Genomic DNA, 19,828 nt, shown 5'->3' on the forward strand with positions numbered 1-19,828 from the left:
ACTTGATTAGCGTGACAATATATGCGGTTCAGGTCAAAAATCGATATGAAATAATAATAGAGACGTGAAAACGGCCGAGAAGAGAGTCCAGACTTAGGTGATAACATAAAATCTGATTTTCAACGTCGAGGTGACCTGGGTGATATACATACAAAACCTTGCTCAAACGGTATGATTTAGGTTATTCTTATTAGGACAATTGAACTAATCTCTAGTTCTGATGGTGGGGATTCGATCTTTGTAAAACTACATATCGAAGGGGATAATCATTCATGGCACAGTTTTTCCTAACTATCTTCTCATTTGCTTGGCTTTTCTTAATCGTTGTCCTTTGTGTACCTCCGCTTCGTCGAAAGTTGTTCAAGAATCATCGGCACTCATTACGTTATACAGTCATTGCAGGAACAGCATGTTTTGTTCTAATGATTGCGGCGTCTTCTGCTATTCCAGATGAACCTACGTCCTCGGTGTCTGCTGAGCTTACAGGCGATGAGCTTCGTGCAAAGCAAGAAAAGCTAGACGCTGACAAAGCCGATGAAGAAGCTAAAAAGGAAGCTAAAGCAAAAGCGGATGCTGATGCTAAAGCTAAAAAGGAAGCTGAAGAAAAAGCTGCCGCTGAAGCGGAAGCAAAACGTAAGGCCGAAGAAGAAGCTGCTAAACTCGCTAAGATCGGTGACACTCTACAGGTAGGTGACGTGCTGTTCGCTGTTCATGGCATAGAAACGACCGAATCGATCGGATCTGATTTCCTGGTTCAAGAAGCGGCAGGAACATACATTATCCTGAAGTTATCCGTTAAGAATGTAGGTAAGGAAGCGATTACTACAGATACGTCATTCTTCAAGTTACTGCAGGGTGATATTGAATATGAAGCTGATGCGACAGCGGACTTCTATCTTAACGGTGACAAAACGTTGTTCTTTCAGTCCATCAATCCCGGCTTACAATATGATGCACTGATAGCATTCGACGTTGCCCCTGAAGTAGCGACGGCGACTAATCTAGCCCTTAATGTACAGACGGGATTTTGGGGTACTGAGCAAGGACAAATTTTACTGAAGAAGTAGTGAAGTAGGACGTAACGATTTTATCGTTAATAGGATAACGGGTGAGTTAGTGAGGCTAGGTGAAGCCTCTAACTACGAACTGAATATCGGGGATCGAACGCCCAGTAAAATATCTCAAATGAATGAGCAAGCGATAGTGACATCTGGAGGGGATCACGCCCCTCCTATTTTTTTGCCTTCGTAAGCTTTCACTTGCCCGTTACCCTGCTCGTTCAATGAGGGCATCGGATACAGATTATCGTATAATAAATTACATTTCAATGAATCATAACAGCTCCAAAGGCAAAAAGGCATAATCGCCGTGCTTAACAATGCTGCCTCTTTGAACAGGAATAGGCTGTTTAAAGAGCGGGCCATTGATTACGGTAGTGTGAAACTCGCCGCCTTCTCCGCATGGGTCAATCCCGCGAGCTAGCAGTTCTTTTATGTATTCGTGAGTGAGCGTTTGTCCCAAATCTTCCTCCCGCATCCCTAACGATAAATTTACAGTGACCAGGATGGATACGAATCCTAGATTTATAAATTCGGTGACAGCTTCATAATGGTCCATCTCCCATAGCGGCATTGCAAGCTTTAAGCCGGCATTTTGAGTTACCTTGTCATGCCAACAGCCATCAACAGGCATATCCAAGTCCCCTGTTACTAACACTTCTGCTCCTTGGCGCTTCGCTTGTTCCAATAGGCCAATAAACACGGATTCATAATCATCCCAACTTGCAGCCGCCGTATATACGGGCAAGCCGATCGATTCAGCTTGGGCGCGGATAAGCTCGGGAGGCATGCCGTGGGATCTGGAACGTTTTCCTTCTTCCTCCAGCATGACGATGAGTCCGAGCGGTTCTCCAACTTTCATAGATTTATACAGAGCCAGCATGCTATCCTTGCCACCGCTAAAAGAAGCTATAAATGTATGGCCATGCGCGCCATTCTTCCAGTTGACTATTGTTTCCATTATTATTGTGCTCCTAGTTAATATTATTCTTAATTATTCGTAACCCTCGCCTAAACCGCTAAACCATCCCGACAAGGTAGCGGGGGCGTCCATGTCGACCAAAAAAGCAACCAGTGTCGTATCGGTAGTCGATCGAAAAGTTGGCAGCGCTGCTTCCAAGTCGGAGATCGCGTCGCCCTTGTATAGTTCAACCTCATCTACGGTCACATTTCCGTCCATGACATAAACCAAAGCCGTCATTCCTGGTACAGAAGGAATGTTGATTTCCAAGCCAGCGTTCGCATGTATGTCATAAACGGCCACTCGTTGTCGGATCGTTAGCGGCGCATTTAACTCCTGAGGTCCGGCTAATAGGTTCCATTCGCCATTTGCGAATGACTCGGGACGTTCATAGAATTGGATGCCTGGCGTTAAATCTTTTTTCTCGGGGCGGATGAAAATTTGAAGCATTTCTACCTGTCCGCTGGGCACAGATTCTTGATGAAAGAAACTGCTGCCTGCGTTCATCATCATGAGCTTCTTAGGTGAGTTAGCTGTTTTGACGTTCGACGAATCTTCATGAACCATCGTCCCTCGCCACAAATAACTGAATATCTCATCATTGCGGTGCTCATGCATGCCAACGACCGTTCCTGTGTCAAGAAAAGCGTGATCGATACGGCCAAGGGGACCGAATGCCAGATCAACCCCCTTTTTCTGGAAGATTCGGCCGGGACGAATCATGCGCAGCTTGAAAGGATCTCTTCCCACTATCGGCGTCTCATTTGATCGAAGGATTCGTAGCATATTTTGGGCTCCTCATATCAATAGTCTGTATTCGCAATCGTTTTTGCTTGTCGTTCTCTTTATTATGAACACAGAAGCAGCTGTTGGGAAGTGCACATATCCGATCTGCCGCATCCGAGGCGAGCAGTCTATTTCCAATCCGAAAGGGTCAGCTCTTATTCAGAGCGGACATGTCGTTGAAACCTGTTGCGTGCCGGCAGAAAACAAAGCAGCGACACGACAAGGGCCGCTGCGACAAAAGCTGCCGATCCCGATATGGAGTGGGATACGGCGTTGGCGAATTGCAGCTTCGATGGTTGATCCGCAGAGTCCGCTGCGTTAAATACGGTTATGAGCACAGCCAAACCAAACGAGGAACCGCTTTGATGCGCGACGTTGATTAAACCCGAAGCTGCACCGCTATCTTTAGGTTCGACATCCGAGAGTCCCATAAAGGTGAGCGGTTGGAATACCATGCCGGATCCTATGCCCATGACGGCCAATAGAATGAACATCAGCGGAAAGAAATGAGCTTGCAACGAGACGATTTGGCTCGTCCAGAGCGTGCCGATGATGACCAATAGCATGCCGGCTGTCAACACATTTCGATTCCCGAAACGTTGCACCAACCCAGGTATCAGGTACATCATCCCGAATTGGGCTCCCGTAAACGGCAGGAAGGCTAAGCCTGCTTCGAACGAACTGAAGCCGAGGACGTTTTGCAAATATTGCGGGATAAAGAAAAAGAGCGAAAAATTGCCGCACACGACCAAGAACCTTCCAAGATAAGCACCGGACCGCTGGCGGTTCGCGAACAACCGGAGCGGGACGATCGGTTCTGCCGCTCTGGCTTCGATTAGAACGAATGCAGTCAACAAAACAATTCCTGTTGCAAGCCAAGTCCACGTTTCAAGCCCACTCCAGCCATGATCGGCAGCTTGAACTAAGCCGTAAACCAACGAAGTCATGCCGATTACGGACGTCAACGCTCCCCAAAGATCGAACCGCCCGGCTCTCGAATCTGTTTTTTGAATAAACTTCTGTACCAGATACACCAATGCCAATCCAATGGGTACATTAATAAACATCCCTACGCGCCAAGAAATGAAATCGGTAAAAAATCCGCCGAGGATGAGGCCGACACTGCCGCCGGCAGCCGATACCGCGCTGTACATCGCGATCGCTCTCGAACGTTCCTTCGCCTCTACGAAGCTGGCCGACAGCAAGGCAAGAGCAGCGGGCGTGGCCAACGCAGCCGCGAAACCTTGGCATGCACGGGAGATAAGCAAAAATTCGGCTGTCGGCGCCAAACCTGCCAGCAGCGAGGTAAGCGAAAATAATCCAATGCCCGCGACAAGCATTCTTCTGCGCCCCAAAAGATCCCCAGCCCGGGCACCAAGCAGCAGGAAGCCGCCAAACGCCAAAATATAGCTGTTCTGGACCCAAGTCAAGCTGGTCGTCGACATGCGGAGCGACCGGCCGATTTCCGGTATGGCCGTTACCATAATGGAAGCATCGAGTACGACGATAAGCTGACAGGTAATGATAATGGCTAAAATGATCCATTTAGATTGATTCATTAAGCAAGTTCCTTCCTTAAGTAAAGTTTATCTTTCTAGGAAACAGTATAGGCGGGATCGCCGGGAGGGAGTAGACCGTTCCTGTCGTAAAATTGCCTAAAGCTGCATTCTTATTAAAACTTGTCCTCAAGCTTCACTTTACAATGTATGACGTTGATCCTATAATTTCAGTGAAGGACGGGGGGAGGGATCATATGCTGCATCACACAATGGAAGATCGTAATGAACAAGGGAAAACCGCTGAAATACAAGGAAATCGGTTAGAACGCCTCATTGCTGCGGCGGATCGGATCGCGATCGCGGATGGCCGAACACCTACCGTGGTTCCCTTTCTTTCCGTCGTCAAACATAGTCGCGAAACGGTTCGCAATCCGGGCGTATTGACTCCTTCTTTTTGTCTGATCCTTCAAGGGCAGAAGAAGCTGTATCTTGGACAAGACATGTTTCGTTACTCGGCGGGAGATTATTTGGCATCGCTGATCGATATGCCGGCTTCTGCCCAAGTCATAGGCGCTACGAAGGATTCGCCCTACATGGGGCTGCGAATCGATTTTACGGCGCAAGAAATCGCATCCGTGGCGATGGAGGCGGAAATCGTCGCGGAGTCGAAATGGAGAGGTCCCGGAGCCGGAGCTTTTATCGGCAAGTCGGATGCCGGGTTGCTGGACATCTTTTTACGGTTGCTGAATTTGATCGACAAGCCTAAAGACATTCGGTTTCTGTCCGATTTGATCAAGAAAGAAATGATATATACCTTGCTGTCAGGCGATTTCGGGCATATGTTTTTCCAAAAGACGATCTTCGATCATAATGCGGATGGCGTCGGAAAGGCGATCCAATGGATCAGACAAAATGTAGAACGTCCATTTACCGTGGAAGAGCTCGCGTTAATGTGCAATATGAGCGTCTCCGGGTTGCATCATAAATTCAAAGCGATCACGACGATGGGGCCATTGCAGTACCAGAAGCAGCTGCGTCTGCAGGAAGCCAGACGCCTGATGCTAAGCGGTTCCGTCGGAGCGACAATGGCCGGATCCGCAGTAGGCTATGAAAGTCCGTCCCAATTCAATCGGGAGTACCGGAGGCTGTTCGGCCTGCCTCCCTTGCAGGATATCAAAGCGTTGAGGGAATCTTCTTGGACCGGGGGATTCGAGGATGGTTGACAATAGCAACAAAAATGCTTGATCTTGAAAGCGCGACAACGCGTTTTGGGGCAGTCTCCCGGTTTCCGCGGGATACTGCCCCTTTTTTAAAAAAAGCTTGTCTGATTACGATGTAACGATCGTACGGCTAAGCCAAACTTCGAGCGTTGTTGTCGTCAAACGCGCGTTGCCGCTAGGAACGAGCGAGTGGTCGTTCAGCTTTGTGCCGAAATATAACGCGTTATCGTCGGCCACAACTTGGCGCTTGTCTTTCTCTGCTCGCAAGTAACGCCCGACCAGCTCGTCGATACGCATCCGTTCCGGACCGGCGAGCTCAACCATGCCTATGACCGGCGTTTCGAGCGCAAAGTCGACCAACGCCGCGGCGACGTCGTCGGATACAATTGGCTGTACGAGGGCATTAGGCAAAGTGACCGTATTTCCTTCGGTAGCCACGTAAGCAATGCTATTGATAAACTCGAAAAACTGCGTTGCTCTGACGATCGTATAAGGAATCGAAGAAGCCTTGATTAAATTTTCCTGAGCCATTTTCGCACGGAAATAACCGCTATCGAGCAGCTTTTCCGTACCGACCACGGACAAAGCCACATGATGCCTTACTCCTGCTTCCGCTTCGGCCGCCAACAGGTTTTGGGTCGACTTTTCGAAAAATGCCAAAACCGCATCGTCCTCGAACGACGGGGAGTTCGCGACGTCCACGACAACCTGGGCGCCTCTAAGCGCTTCGGCAAGTCCTTCGCCGGTAACCGCATTAATGCCTTTCGATGGCGATGCCGCGACCACCTCGTGGCCGATCTCAGAAAGCTGGCTTACAAGTTTAGATCCGATAAGGCCAGTGCCGCCTATAACTACGATTTTCATACAAATCCTCCTCATTTTTAACCGCTGCATAAATAAGACGACGCTCTATTCCGTTCCGTGACAATATTCGACCCGGCTTTACGAAAAAACGCAGAATCGTTAAATGTCACAAAAAGAGTCCTCGTTTTGTCTAAGGCTAGAAAGAATGAATGATACGGAGGCGGAAGAATGGAGCAGTGGTACGGGAAATATAAAGGGCTTTTGTTTAAACTTGCTTATCAGCTAACGGGATCAGCGTCTGACGCGGAGGATGTGCTGCAGGACGTTTTTTTGAAAATATACGATGTGCCGCCGGAACAGGTGGAGCACCCTAAAGCCTATTTGTGCAGGATGGTCACGAATCGTTGCAAGGATTTGCAAAAATCAGCAATGAAAAAGCGCGAGATCTATTATGGAGAATGGCTGCCGGAACCGTTCCTGAGTTCGGAGGACGAGCAATCCATCGAACAGGTTGTTCAAGACGATTTGTTGTCCTATGCGATGCTTGTGCTTCTCGAGCGGTTATCCCCGTCGGAACGGGCGGTCTTCGTTCTGCGCGAAGCACTTGGCTTCGAGTATCGCGAAGTAGGCGAGCTAATCGATAAAAGCGAACAGAATTGCCGCAAGCTGCTTAGCCGCGCGAGAACGAAAATGGGAATTGCGCCGGATGAACCGATCCATTCCGAAGAAGCCAGTCATAAATGGGTCGCAAAATTCATGGGAGCGCTCAAAAAAGGCGATTTGAATCAGATTAAGTCAATGCTGGCTCAGGACGTCGTCCTTGTCTCCGACGGGGGCGGCAAAGTAAGTGCCTCCTATGTGCCGGTCGAAACACGCGAGCTGGTCGCGCAGCTTCTGCTAGGTCCGCTGCGTCAGGCTTCGATGGTCAAGGGCAATGCAAGGATCGAAATCGTTCTGGTCAACGGGGTGTCAGCTCTTATATTTGGTTCGGCAGAGGGGGTTCATACCGTTGCGATGATTCATGTCGAGGGAGGTAAGGCGCAAAAGCTGCATGTAGTCCGTAACCCGGACAAGCTGCAGCGTTTTCGGGCATTTCCTGTCATTGGCGTTTCTTGAATCAACTCATAAGCCATTAATCGGCTGATTCGGCGCAAGGGCCGATAGTCTGCAGTTATTCATATAGCGATCGCTTCTCCATGTTCGAATGGGAGGCGGTCGCTTTGTTTTTGCTTGCAATAATCAATGCCATGCATGATCTCCGTAAATAATGGAAAAAATATGCACGATCTTTGAACGGGTATAAAATCCATTGGATGCGAGCGGGAGGTGCGTTGGATGTCGGATCAAGGAATGAATAGGACGGAGGGAAGCGAGGACGACCGGTTAGGGACGGACATCAAGCAGCACGCCGAGCGGTTGTCCGGCATTTTCTCCGATACACCGGATCTAATTTTACGCCATTTTCGCATTAAACAGACGAACGAGAAGGCCATTCTCGTTTACTTCGAAGGGCTTACCGACAAAAACTCGATTAACCATGACGTGCTGCTACCGCTGCAGTTGCATGAAGGGAGCGGCACGCCGGGAGGCGAGTTGATTACGACGGTAGGCTATATCGATCCGGTCGTTAGCTGGTTGGAGATTGAGAAGAAATTGCTGCAGGGCAGCAGTCTTTTGTTCGTTGAAGGAAGAACCGAAGCGTTTGCCATGGATACGAAAGGCTGGCCGCAACGGGCCATCGAAGATCCCCAGTTGGAATCGTCGCTGAAAGGCGCGCATCAAGGCTTCGTTGAAACTGGCGGTCAGAACATTGCCCTGCTGCGCCGCTACATCCCGAACCGCGAACTGAAAATTAAACGGCTGCTCGTAGGGAAGCGAGGTCAGACGCCTATATCGATCGTTTATTTGGAAGACGTGGTGAATGCCGATTTTCTGGCCGATCTTGAGAAACGAATCCAAGCCATCAATACGGATGTGATCATCAATACGGGAGAGTTGTCCGATTTTATCGAGGATAATCCGCGCTCGTTGTTCCCGCAATTCATCGCGACCGAACGTCCTGACGCGGCCGCATCACAAATATTGCAAGGGAGATGCATCGTGATCGTCGACCGATCGCCAAGCGTGCTCGTCGCACCAGTCACGTTCATGTCTTTTTTTCAAAGCGTTGACGATTACAGCACAAGATGGCCGATCTCGACCTTTATTCGTTGGCTGCGTTTGTTTGCTTTCTTCGTTGCGGCTTTTCTGCCTGCCTTCTATATCGCGGTAATCTCTTACCATTTCGAGATTATTCCGCTGAAGCTGCTGCTAACTTTGGGACAATCGCGGGGACAGGTGCCGTTTACGCCGTTCATGGAAGCGGCCATTATGGAAATTACGCTGGAAATGCTGAGGGAGGCGGGCGTGCGCCTGCCTGCTCCCGTCGGCCAAACGGTAGGCATTGTCGGGGGTATCGTCATCGGACAAGCGGTCGTTCAAGCAGGTTTGATCAGCAATATTATGGTTATCGTCGTCGCCTTTACCGCTATTTCCTCGTTCATTTTGCCAAACTACGACATGGTGGCCGCCGTCCGTCTTATCCGCTTCATGATGATGATCCTCGCTTCCATGTTCGGATTCGTAGGGCTTATTGTCGGCCTGATGACGATGGTGGCGCACTTGATTTCGCTGCAATCGCTAGGCGTGCCTTACGGTCATCCGTTTGCTCCCGTTCGCTTCGCGGATTGGAAGGATACAGTCATTCGCGTACCGCTGTGGTTTATGGACAAACGGCCCAAAAGCACCTCCCCTAAGCAAGAGCGTAGACAAGCGGACAGCCGTATAAATAAAGGGGACAAGCCATGATTAAGACAAAGGGCAACGAAATAACGACGATGCAGTTTATATGTCTTATCTCCGGCCTGCAAGTAAGCTTGCCCGTGCTTTCGATTCCGTCCAATTTATCCGAAACGGCCGGAACGGACGGGTGGATGTCCATCTTGATCGGATGGGCGATCAGCCTGATCGTCAGCTTGGCGATCATCGGCATAATGAAAAAAAGGCCGCAAGAGACTTTATTCGATCTCGCGTCCCATTATATGGGCCAGTGGGTCGGCAGAACGTTGGCGCTGCTTTTTATGCTTTATTTCCTATGCTTAGCCGTAGACACTTTGACAAGGTCGGTCCTCATTACAAAAATATGGCTGCTCGGCAATACGCCCATCTATTTGCTCATGGCTTTAATTCTTGTCCCAACCTATCTTGTTGCCTGCAACGGTCCGCGCATTGTCGGCAGATATTCCGAGCTCATGACGCTGATGTCCTTATGGATACCGTTCGTTTATTTGTTTACGCTCAAGGAAGCTAACGTACTGCACCTGTTTCCGATCTTGAAGCATGGAGTCGCGCCGGTGCTTCAAGCGGTCAAGGATACGATATACCCGACGCTCGGCATAACGGCCGCTTTCGTTTTCTATCCGTATTTGAAGCATAAGGAGAAGGCGACCATGGGCATTTTGCTTGCCAATACGCTGACGACGGCCGCCTACATGTTCTTTACGTTGATTTGTTATCTTTACTTTAGTCCGGACGAAATCAATAAATACAACGAGCCGACGATTTCGATATTAAAATCGATCGAGTTCAAATTCATCGAGAGGATCGAGGTTCCGTTTATTTCCTATTATTTGCTAGTGTTTTCCTTATCCTGGGTACCGTTTCTTTACTTGGCGACCTTCTGCTCAAGATGGCTTCTGAACAAGCCGGACAATCGCAGCCATTTGCGAATCGTATGCGCGGCTATCGTTGTCGGTATTTATTTTTTCCGTCCGACTTTCGGCTGGAGCAACAGCTTTGAGGCTTGGATCGGAAAGATCGGTTTTTGGCTGGAATATGCGTTTCCGGTATGCTTGTTCTTGGTTCTAGCGGTATATACGAAATGGAAAGGGAGACTTGTTCAATGAGCACGCTCTTTAGAAGGTTCGTCGGTACATGCGTCGTCTGTCTTCTGCTTGCTGGCTGCTCCGATCAGCTAAGCCTCGAGAATGCGGCGACGCCACTCGCGCTAGGCATGGATTTGGATCAAAACGGTACTTTCAAGTTCTATTCCTCGTCGCCGGTGTTCAGTAAAAATATTAAGAAAAAAAGCGTTGAAACCGGCGGATCTGCTCTTACCTTGCGCGAATCCCGCGCCAAACAGGATGCTCAGCTGGCCGGAGCCGCGCAAGGACGGAACTATCAAGTAATCATCGTGGGCAAACGAATGCTGCAGCATGACGACTGGTTCAAAATGATGGATGTGATTTACCGCGATGCCCGGAATACGGTTACCGATCGGATGGTCATGTATGACGGGGCCGTGTCCGAAATCATCGCGTTCAATCAAGTGGACCAGCCCCCGCTGCCGATCTTGCTGCGCGGCATGATAGACTCGAACAGCTCTCGTTCCGAGACCGTTCATACCACCGCGCAGGAGCTGCATCGACAAATATACGAAAGGGGAATAACACCTTCGATCAGCGAAGTAAGGATGCAGAACAATAAGATCATTCTTTTCGGAAGCGCCTTGTTAAACCATAGAGGCAAATATATGGAGTCTCTTGGCGCGCAAGAGTCGATCTTGCTGAATATTCTTAGAGGCGATGCCAAGGCGGGTATAAGCCTTTCCTATCCAATGCCGGATAAACCGATGACGGGACCGTTTCATACGGATATCGTCAGCTTCAGCGCGGGGAAAATAAAGGTGAAAGTGAAATCCGGCTATAAGCAAGGGAAATTTCATTTCGATATTACTCTCGCCTCGCTTATTACGTTGTCGGAGGAAATGTTTGCGTACAATATCGATCGCGACGATGACGAACTGGCCAGGAGAATCAACGAACAATGCAAAAAACAGCTGGAGAAGCTGATCGTGAAATTCCAATCCCACCGGATCGATCCGATCGGCCTTGGTCTCTATGCAAGAGCCCATCATTTCAGGCAGTACGAGAAGGTGCAGGAACACTGGGGGGATGCTTTGGCCGATGCCGACATTTCCATCGACGTCAAGTTTGCGATCGGTGCGATGGGACCTGTTCAAGGGGGACTGAAGTAAGGAAAGGAGTGCTTGTAGGCTCGGTCAAAGGGTAAGCATTGATGTTGTTTTTAGGAGAGCGTCAATTGGCAAGCGAACGGTATTTTCGGCGATACTGGGTCGGCGTCAAGTGCACGCTCTTTTTGAATTGCCTCATAAAGTGAACCTCATTGTCGTAACCGCACAGCTCGGCGATCGTCTTGATGTCGTGGACGGAGTTCTCCAGCAAATGCAGCGCGAATTCAAGCCGGTTACGGATGATGTCGTTCATTACGGACACGCCGAATATTTCCTTGTACAGCTGTTGGAAATGGGATCGGCTCATATTCATGCTTGTCGCCAGCTCGTCGATCGAATACGAAACCGAAGGCGAGTTGTAGATGACGTTCCGAAGATTAATGAACTGATCATAATGCTTGCTGATGTGATGGTTGGAGTCGATGCGCGTACGCATCTCGCTAAGCTTCATTAATAGGCAGCGTACGGTGGCATCCATAATCTCTCGCTTGTAAGGGCCGTTATGAATGTGTTCGGTTTGAAGCTCGTTCACCTTTCTGGAAATGTAAAAAGGGTCGTGAGCGGTTATGATCATATCGAGCGGCAGCCCAAGCTGCCTGCACAGCTCGTCCATTTCATCGGAATCGAAGTGGAACCAGTCATGAACCATAGGCTGCTCGATTACTTTGTAATATTGCTTGCTGTTGCGGCCATAAAGAATATAGCTGTTTTGTTCAGTGATAACGGTTTTACCATGCAATTCGACTTCCATCTTGCTGCGGAACAGAACGAATAGGAAGTCCCCTGAGCCGTCGGGCCGATCGACGGTAAATCCATTCTCATGGGTGATGTTATAACCGCATCGTTTAATTTGAATCAAGCCTATTCCTCCGTTCGTGACTGGACAATATATCAGTTAATACCTATCATACATCATTTACGAAGATGAAATAAAGATAGAAAATAGGAATTGAACCAGCCGAAAAGGATGGATGATATTTCAGTTAAGAGGATGAGTGAAACAGATGGGCGCGAACACAGAGAAGTATGCGGGATATTTGTTCGCTTATTTCAAGGGCGAGCGGTACGAAGACGGGGAACAGGTTTATTTTGCGCTTAGCGAAGGCAATAACGCTCTTGCATGGAGAGAGCTGAACGGAGGCCGGCCGGTCCTTACATCTACGCTGGGAGAGAAGGGCGTTCGCGATCCGTATATCGTTCGTTCGCCGCAGGGCGATTCGTTCTATATGGTAGCGACCGATCTGCGGATTCACGGCAACGGTGATTGGGGACGAGCTGTGACCACGGGCAGTCGATCCATCATGGTGTGGAAGTCTTCCAATCTCGTAGATTGGTCCGAGCAGTCGATGGTTGAGCTGGCTCCGGAGGGGGCGGGCTGCACATGGGCGCCGGAGGTTTTTCTGGATAAAGGGGCCGACGTGTATTGCGTGTTCTGGGCTTCCATGCTTGACGGCAGTGATGTGGGCGGCAATTCGGAGGGGCGGTATCATCGCATGATGGTGTCCGAGACCAAAGATTTTGTTGCGTTCAGCAAGCCGAAAGTATATATGGATTACGGGTATTCGGTTATCGACACAACGATGATTGAAGACAAGGGCAGCGTGTACCGGATAAGCAAAGGACATAACATTATGCAAGAGTCGGGAAGCTCCTTCCACGATACAAGCTTTGTACTTATAAATGAAAGCGTAGAACAGCCGCATTTGCGTCAGGGCGAAGGTCCGATTATTTTCAAGTCAAATACGGAAGAAAAGTGGTATGCATTCATTGATGAATATGTAGATCGAGGTTATATTCCGCTGGAAACGACGGATTTAAGCTCAGGCATATGGTCGTTGCCTAACGGCTATGCATTGCCGGCTTCGCCGCGCCACGGCTCGGTTATTCCGGTTACGCAGTCCGAATACGATCGGTTATTACAAACATATGGGGGTTAATCGGATGAATAAACAACAGCAACCTACAATTATAGGCAAGTGGGCGGACCCGTTCTTACTCAGGGATGGCGATGATTATTATATGTACCCGACAGGGGACAGCCCAGGATGGGTATATGAGAAATTCCATGTTTTCCATAGCAAAGACTTGGTGAACTGGGACGGTCCTTACTTGGCGCTTGATCTGAACGATGTCGAATGGGCAAAGACGAGTGCTTGGGCTCCTGGCATCAACAAGTATAAAGGCAAATATTATATGTACTTCTCTGCGGAAGCGCAGATCGGTGTTGCCGTATCCGACTCGCCGCTCGGGCCGTTTAAGGATCTGCTAGGCAAACCGCTACTCACGAAGGATGAGTATGCTTGCCAAAGCATCGACGCCGATCTGTTCGTCGACGACGACGGTCAGCCTTATTTGCTTTGGGGGCAAGGCAAGTGCTGGATCGTTCCGCTGGGCGACGATATGGTTTCTTTCAAGTCGAAACCGGTGCTGGTGTCGAACCAGTTCTATGAGCAGCGCGGCCAAGATCCTGAAGTATTCGACAGCGGCGTCTACAACGAAGGACCGCATATGCAGAAGATTAACGGAAAGTATCTGCTTACATGGAGCAACTATGACACGCGCGATCCAAGATACCGAATTTGTTACGCAACGGCCGACCATATCTATGGTCCTTACGAGATTCCGCAAGATAATCGCGTAACCCGTCCATCCGAGACGTACTTCGGCACAGGCCATGCTTCGATGGCGGAATATAAAGGCGATTGGTACTTGTGCTACCACCGTCTTATTGACCCGGCGACTGGCGTTTTGCGTGAAACATGCATAAGCAAAGTCGAATTCATCGATGGCAAGCCGGTTGTTGATGTAGATCACTGGTTAAATGCTGATGGAGGAGAAGCGGAATGAGCAAGCCGCAAGGAAAACTGACGATTTGCACGCAGCAGCGGGGAGCTGAGCTTGGCGATTTGTTCGGCATTTTCTTCGAGGATTTGAATCATGCAGCCGACGGCGGGTTATATGCGGAACTGGTGCGCAACCGTTCCTTCGAGTTCGATCCGATCGACCACCGGGATTTCCATGCGCTTACCGCATGGGGGAAGGTAGAGCGAGGCGGCGGACAGGCGGAGCTATCGATTGAGCAATCGGATCCGATGAACCGAAGGAATCCGCATTACGCCGTTATTACGATTCATGAAGCAGGCGACGGTGTCGGTATCGCGAATAGGGGCTTTAATTCAGGCATTCCGGTACAAGCCGGTGAGGAATATCGGTTCTCTTTCTACGCAAGGCGTGACGCGAGTCTGGGCGAGCCAGTCGTCATTGCCATTGAAAGCAAAGAGGGCATCGTACACGGGAAAGCAACCGTTATCGTGAATTCAACGGAGTGGAAACGGTACGAAGCTTCGATAACGGCCGGCGAAACGGACTATAGCAGCAGGCTTGTGGTTACGACGGGCGGCACAGGCAATCTATATGTGGATATGGTCTCGTTGTTCCCTGTTCGCACATTCAGAGGACGTACGAACGGGCTGCGCGAAGATATTGCTACTCTATTAGCTGATCTGAAGCCAAAGTTTATGCGCTTCCCGGGCGGCTGCCTCGTGCATGACGGCTCGTTGAATCCAGATGACCGCAATTCGATGTACCGATGGAAGAACACGATTGGCCCAGTCGAACAGCGCCCTTCGAGAAGGAACAATTGGAGCTATAATCAAACGCTTGGCTTAGGTTATTACGAGTATTTTCTCTTCTGCGAGGATATTGGCGCGAAGGCGATACCAATCCTGCCGGGCGGGTACGACCCGCATCATAAGCGGATTGTGCCGATAGACGAGCTTGGTCCTTGGATCGACGACGCGCTTGATCTGATCGAGTTCGCCAATGGCGATGCTGCTTCGGAGTGGGGAGCAATTCGAGCTGAGCTTGGCCATCCAGAGCCGTTCGGACTCGAGTATATCGGCATCGGCAACGAGGAGGTCGGCGAACCGTTCTTCGAGCGATATACGTACTTCCATCAAGCGATTAAAGCGAAATATCCTGCTATCAAAGTGATCAATTCCAGCGGTCCTTTCGCCGCCGGCGGCGAATACGAGCGAGGCTGGCAGTCGGCGCGGGAGAACGGCTCGGATCTCGTTGACGAGCATTACTATCAATCGCCGGAATGGTTTTTAGCCCATGTAGACCGTTATGACGGATTCAAGGCTAACGATCCGAAGGTGTTTCTAGGGGAATACGCCTCTTGGGGCAATACGTATTACAATGCGCTCGCGGAAGCGGCATTCATGACCGGATTAGAGCGTAACGCTCATGCGGTCGGTCTTGCCTGCTATGCGCCAATGCTCTGCAATGTCGATTATGTGAACTGGAAGCCGGATCTTATTTGGTTCAACAACCATGAGGTGTTTGGCACAGCCAACTATTACGTGCAGAAGCTGTTCATGCACCATCAAGGCGACCGGCTGCTCGCCATCGAAGCGAGCGGCTTTGAGAAGCTGGACTCCACAGAGATCAAGCCGATTCAAGGCGCAATCGAGCTCGGGACAGACGGCAGCAGCGTTGTTTATTCCGATGTGCGTATCGTCAATGACGATACCGGAGAGGAGCGGACATTCGAGGGCTGGACGGCCGAGCTGTCGGATACCGCGGAAGCTCGTCTTGCGGGTACGGATAAGCGTTTTGAACGATTGGACGTTGTAGATTGGTCGACCTATACGCTGTATGCGACGGCAGTGAGAACGGGTGGCCCGAAAGGCTTCGTCCTATCGTTTGGCCAGTCGGATGACGATAACCGCTTATACTGGGAAATCAGCGGCTGGCAAAATCAAGACTCCATGATCAGCTCCCGCGTGAACGGGCGCGGTTCCTGCTTAACCCAAAGCTTGTTCACCGTCGAGAATGACGTCACCTACAAGCTCGCGCTTGAAGTGTCGGGAAGGAAGATCCGCGCCTTCATTAACGGCGAGCTTATGCACGAGACGGAGGACAAGATTGCCGTAATCCAGCCGCTCTACTATTCCTCCAGCACAGAAGATGCTACAGGAGATACGATCGTCAAAGTCGTCAATATGCAGGAAGCGGCAGTATGTGCAGAAATCGCTTTGGAAGATTTGCAAGCGGTGGATGGGGTGCGCCATGTTGTCAGTTACGAATTGTCAGGTCATTTGCCCCAGGACGAGAATAGCTTCGAGCAGCCGCAGAAGATTGCACCCGTTCAAAGCGAGTTCTCGTTCGACGGCAGCGGCTTTACCCAAACGTTCCCTGCCCATTCCGTCACTGTATTACGCATACGTTAGTTCGCAGCATAGAGCTGCTGATAGAGGCTAACCTGCCAGGTCCTAATAGACCTGGCGGGTTAGCCTTTTTGTTGCTATGGCCAATAACCGCGTTAATGCGGCGCAGAACATGTTGAATAAAGGCGAAAGGTGAGAGTGTTCGGATTTTAGTAAATACTCCCCTTGTCGAATGATAGTTTTTGTGACATCATGAGCCTAACAATTATCTTACTAATCTGAAAACATTGTAAAGGAGCAACGCTCATGACGAAGTTCAAAGGCGGAGACATTCCGCGGGAAAAAGTAAAAATGGCTAAGCATTATCCGTTCTATATCGGGGATACGATAGGCGTGACAAGCTATTATCAGAAGCTCCATTGGCATGATGTGCTAGAGATAAATTTCATTAAATCAGGCACGGGCTACTATATCATTAACGGACAGAAATTCGAGTTTCAGGAAGGCGATATTTTGCTTATCAACTCCAATGATTTGCACTGCGCTTATGAGACGAAGGATCTCATTATGCAAGTGGCCTCATTCGATCCCTCATGGCTCATCAGCAGCTTGCGCCTCGATCCGGAACTGCTTAGTCCATTCCGCGAAATGGGAGTTCATTTCTCGAATTTGCTCGATCGCGAGCATCCGCGAATGCACACAATGAGAGCGCTTTTATTAGAACTGCAGGAAGAGCATGAAAGTGGACTGCGTTCTTACACGACGATCGTATATGCACTTCTGCTGCGGTTTCTCGCGATCGTCAACCGGGAATTCAGAATCGAAGGGGCTGCTATCGCCGCAAGTCAGATCAGCGAGCGCCAGCTCGATAAAATGCGATATGTCATTCACGAGATGGAACAGAACTTCGCCCACCCGTGGACGCTGGAAGAGCTGGCGGCGCTCGTCTATCTCAGCCCTTCGCGATTCAGTGATATTTTCAAGCGGACGGTCGGTATGCCGCCCCTGTTATACCTCATTCATATACGACTTGAGAGAGCTGTCGCGATGCTCGAAAATAATCAATTGAAAATAACGGACGTTGCCCTCGAATGCGGATTTCGCACGTTATCGAATTTCAATAGACTGTTCAAAAAACATATAGGCGCATCGCCTAAGCAGTCTAGACGCTTTCACGGCTCTTGACCAGTAAGATAGTGTTAGTTTTCAAACGTATAGGCGAGGAATAGGCTATAACTTGGCTTTACAATAGGAATATATCAAGTTAACCGCAAATGTTATGAAAACTAACTCGAGTGTTACATGCAACTAGGAAGGGGAGGGAATGTTATGCCGCAATTGAGCATGAAGACGGTGGAAGAAGTGTACAGAAAGCCGAATCTGCTCCAAAGAATCGGCAGACAGTGGGATATTCAACTCATGGTCGTGCCGGCGCTGATCTTTATCATTGTGTTCTGCTACATTCCGATGTACGGGGTGCTGATGTCATTCCAGGATTACAGCTTGTTCAAAGGGTTCATGAATAGTCCGTGGGTTGGCACGAAACATTTCGAAATGTTCTTCAACGCACCAGAGTTTTGGACGGTGATGCGCAACACGCTCGTAATCAGCTTGTTGAAGCTTGGAATCGGATTTCCTGCTCCGATCCTGCTAGCGCTCATGTTGAACGAGATCGGGGGGCGGGTGTTCAAGCGGCTCATTCAAACGATCAGTTATTTGCCCCACTTCCTCTCGTGGGTCATCGTTTCGGGTTTCGTCATCTCGCTGCTATCGACAGACAACGGCAGTGTGAACATGCTGCTTCAAGCATTGAATATTATCGACGAGCCGATTAACTTTCTCGCTGAGTCGAAGTACTTCTGGTCGATTCTCGTAACGACGGGTGTGTGGAAGGAAATAGGATTTTCATCCATCGTTTATCTGGCAGCCATTGCTGGCATTAACCCTCATCTTTATGAAGCGGCATCCATTGACGGCGCAAGCCGAATCAGACAGATGTTGACGATTACGATTCCTTCTATCATGCCGGTCATTGTCGTCTTCTCCATCCTTGCAATCGGCAATCTGCTGAATGCCGGCTTTGATGACATTTTGCTGCTGGCAACGAATCCGGGACTGCGTGAAGTGAGCGAGGTTATCGACACGTATGTGTACCGTGTAGGCGTCCTTAATGCCAGGTATTCCTATGCTACGGCAGCCGGGTTGTTCAAAGCGTTGATCAGCGTTGGACTCTTGGCCGGAGCAAACTATATGGCTCGCAAATCAGGCAACAGCTTATGGTAAAGGGAAGGGGCGTGTGACGGCATGAAGCTGGCAATGGAAGATAAAATGTTTGTCTCATTGATCTATATCGTTCTCGCTGTACTTGGTTTTACGGCACTATATCCATTCTGGAACGCAGCAGTCATTTCGTTCAACTCGGGTTCCGATACGATGCTTGGCGGTATAACGTTCTGGCCAAGGGAGTTCACGCTGCAGAACTATGAGGTTGTATTCAAGGATAAACGTCTCATTGACGCCTTCTTCATATCTGTCAAGCGTACTGTTATAGGTACTGTATTATCCATTGCAGCTACGGCAATCTTCGCTTACGGCATGACGAAGCGAGGATTGATCGGCCGCAAATTCTATATGATCATGTGCGTCATCACGATGTACTTCGGCGGCGGTCTAATCCCTAGCTATTTGCTTATTCAAAGCTTGAATCTGATGGACACCTTCGAGGTCATGGTAATCCCTGGCATTATCAGCGTATGGAATATGATCATATTCCGCACCTTCTTCAACGGCATTCCGCAAGGACTTGAAGAGTCGGCGCAAATTGACGGCTCGTCGAACTGGGGTATTTTTTTCCGGATCGTATTGCCGCTGTCGGGTCCTGTTATCGCTACATTGGCATTGTTCACTGCCGTCTATCATTGGAATGATTGGTTCACGCCAAGTATTTACATTACCAATACGGATCTGCTGCCGATCCAAACGAAGCTGAACCAAATACTGAACTCGAACATTATGCTCGAGCAAATGCAGAATATGGACTCGGCGGCGCAAGGCAGATTGAACAAGATGCGAACCGTAACGAGCAAATCATTATCAATGGCAACGATGATGGTCGCTACTGTACCCATCCTGTGCGTGTATCCATTCGTTCAGAAATACTTTGTCAAAGGCGTGTTAATTGGTTCTCTTAAGGAATAGGCGAGGGTATAAGGCATTAGTCTTAACCATAGATAAGTGAGGGGAAGGGAGCTTAATAAC

The 19,828-nt window shown here is 49.5% G+C and carries 17 protein-coding genes; 12 read left to right on the forward strand and 5 right to left on the reverse strand.

Features of this window, described 5'->3' with window-relative positions; translation table 11 throughout:
- The first annotated feature begins 272 nt into the window (after positions 1–272).
- Positions 273–1,067 (forward strand): DUF4352 domain-containing protein, encoded by a 795-nt coding sequence (locus AC0YN0_RS05295; RefSeq protein WP_475820323.1) that lies wholly within the window; start codon positions 273–275, stop codon positions 1,065–1,067.
- A gap of 265 nt (positions 1,068–1,332) precedes the next feature.
- Here the strand turns inward: AC0YN0_RS05295 and AC0YN0_RS05300 are convergent, their stop codons facing one another.
- From AC0YN0_RS05300 to AC0YN0_RS05310, 3 genes are all read right to left on the reverse strand, one after another.
- Entirely contained in the window at positions 1,333–2,019 is a 687-nt protein-coding gene (locus tag AC0YN0_RS05300; RefSeq protein WP_475820324.1) for a Dph6-related ATP pyrophosphatase, read from the reverse strand.
- 33 nt (positions 2,020–2,052) lie between these two features.
- Positions 2,053–2,805 carry a pirin family protein gene (locus tag AC0YN0_RS05305; RefSeq protein WP_475820325.1) on the reverse strand — a complete coding sequence of 251 codons (753 nt, stop codon included), beginning with the start codon at positions 2,803–2,805 and terminating at the stop codon, positions 2,053–2,055.
- A 155-nt stretch (positions 2,806–2,960) separates the two neighbouring features.
- Positions 2,961–4,364: an MFS transporter gene (locus AC0YN0_RS05310; protein WP_475820326.1), complete on the reverse strand. Its 1,404-nt coding sequence runs from the start codon at positions 4,362–4,364 to the stop codon at positions 2,961–2,963.
- A gap of 194 nt (positions 4,365–4,558) precedes the next feature.
- Between AC0YN0_RS05310 and AC0YN0_RS05315 the strand changes: the two genes are divergently transcribed.
- Positions 4,559–5,527, forward strand: a complete 969-nt coding sequence (locus AC0YN0_RS05315) for an AraC family transcriptional regulator (RefSeq protein ID WP_475820327.1) — start codon at positions 4,559–4,561, stop codon at positions 5,525–5,527.
- Positions 5,528–5,632: 105 nt separating this feature from the next.
- Here AC0YN0_RS05315 and AC0YN0_RS05320 read toward each other — a convergent pair whose 3' ends face one another.
- On the reverse strand, positions 5,633–6,388 hold the full coding sequence (locus tag AC0YN0_RS05320; protein WP_475820328.1) for an SDR family oxidoreductase: 756 nt from the start codon (positions 6,386–6,388) through the stop codon (positions 5,633–5,635).
- A 168-nt stretch (positions 6,389–6,556) separates the two neighbouring features.
- Between AC0YN0_RS05320 and sigJ the strand changes: the two genes are divergently transcribed.
- The 4 genes from sigJ to AC0YN0_RS05340 all read left to right on the forward strand — a co-directional run bounded on the left by sigJ (position 6,557) and on the right by AC0YN0_RS05340 (position 11,402).
- Positions 6,557–7,444 carry an RNA polymerase sigma factor SigJ gene (gene sigJ, locus AC0YN0_RS05325; RefSeq protein ID WP_475820329.1) on the forward strand — a complete coding sequence of 296 codons (888 nt, stop codon included), beginning with the start codon at positions 6,557–6,559 and terminating at the stop codon, positions 7,442–7,444.
- A gap of 219 nt (positions 7,445–7,663) precedes the next feature.
- A complete protein-coding gene (locus AC0YN0_RS05330; protein WP_475820330.1) occupies positions 7,664–9,175 on the forward strand; it encodes a spore germination protein in 1,512 nt (503 codons plus the stop codon).
- A complete protein-coding gene (locus AC0YN0_RS05335) occupies positions 9,172–10,272 on the forward strand; it encodes a GerAB/ArcD/ProY family transporter (protein WP_475820331.1) in 1,101 nt (366 codons plus the stop codon). Before AC0YN0_RS05330 ends, AC0YN0_RS05335 begins: the two co-directional genes overlap by 4 nt.
- Entirely contained in the window at positions 10,269–11,402 is a 1,134-nt protein-coding gene (locus tag AC0YN0_RS05340; RefSeq protein WP_475820332.1) for a Ger(x)C family spore germination protein, read from the forward strand. The genes AC0YN0_RS05335 and AC0YN0_RS05340 overlap by 4 nt, the downstream gene beginning before the upstream one ends.
- Before the next feature lie 61 nt (positions 11,403–11,463).
- On the opposite strand, the gene AC0YN0_RS05345 is transcribed toward AC0YN0_RS05340, so the two are convergent.
- Positions 11,464–12,258: a helix-turn-helix domain-containing protein gene (locus tag AC0YN0_RS05345; protein WP_475820333.1), complete on the reverse strand. Its 795-nt coding sequence runs from the start codon at positions 12,256–12,258 to the stop codon at positions 11,464–11,466.
- Positions 12,259–12,403: 145 nt separating this feature from the next.
- Between AC0YN0_RS05345 and AC0YN0_RS05350 the strand changes: the two genes are divergently transcribed.
- The 6 genes from AC0YN0_RS05350 (at position 12,404) to AC0YN0_RS05375 (ending at position 19,768) form a co-directional block, all read left to right on the forward strand.
- Positions 12,404–13,336, forward strand: coding sequence for a glycoside hydrolase family 43 protein (locus AC0YN0_RS05350; RefSeq protein WP_475820334.1), 933 nt, complete (start codon positions 12,404–12,406; stop codon positions 13,334–13,336).
- A 4-nt stretch (positions 13,337–13,340) separates the two neighbouring features.
- Complete coding sequence (locus AC0YN0_RS05355) at positions 13,341–14,246, forward strand: family 43 glycosylhydrolase (RefSeq protein ID WP_475820335.1); 906 nt, start codon at positions 13,341–13,343, stop codon at positions 14,244–14,246.
- A complete protein-coding gene (locus AC0YN0_RS05360) occupies positions 14,243–16,633 on the forward strand; it encodes an alpha-L-arabinofuranosidase C-terminal domain-containing protein (protein WP_475820336.1) in 2,391 nt (796 codons plus the stop codon). The genes AC0YN0_RS05355 and AC0YN0_RS05360 overlap by 4 nt, the downstream gene beginning before the upstream one ends.
- A gap of 243 nt (positions 16,634–16,876) precedes the next feature.
- Positions 16,877–17,755: a helix-turn-helix domain-containing protein gene (locus AC0YN0_RS05365; protein WP_475820337.1), complete on the forward strand. Its 879-nt coding sequence runs from the start codon at positions 16,877–16,879 to the stop codon at positions 17,753–17,755.
- A 144-nt stretch (positions 17,756–17,899) separates the two neighbouring features.
- Positions 17,900–18,853 (forward strand): ABC transporter permease, encoded by a 954-nt coding sequence (locus AC0YN0_RS05370; protein WP_475820338.1) that lies wholly within the window; start codon positions 17,900–17,902, stop codon positions 18,851–18,853.
- Between the two features lie 21 nt (positions 18,854–18,874).
- Positions 18,875–19,768 carry a carbohydrate ABC transporter permease gene (locus AC0YN0_RS05375; protein WP_475820339.1) on the forward strand — a complete coding sequence of 298 codons (894 nt, stop codon included), beginning with the start codon at positions 18,875–18,877 and terminating at the stop codon, positions 19,766–19,768.
- The last annotated feature ends 60 nt before the right edge of the window (positions 19,769–19,828 follow it).

The sequence above is a fragment of the Paenibacillus sp. J22P218 genome (assembly GCF_056269195.1).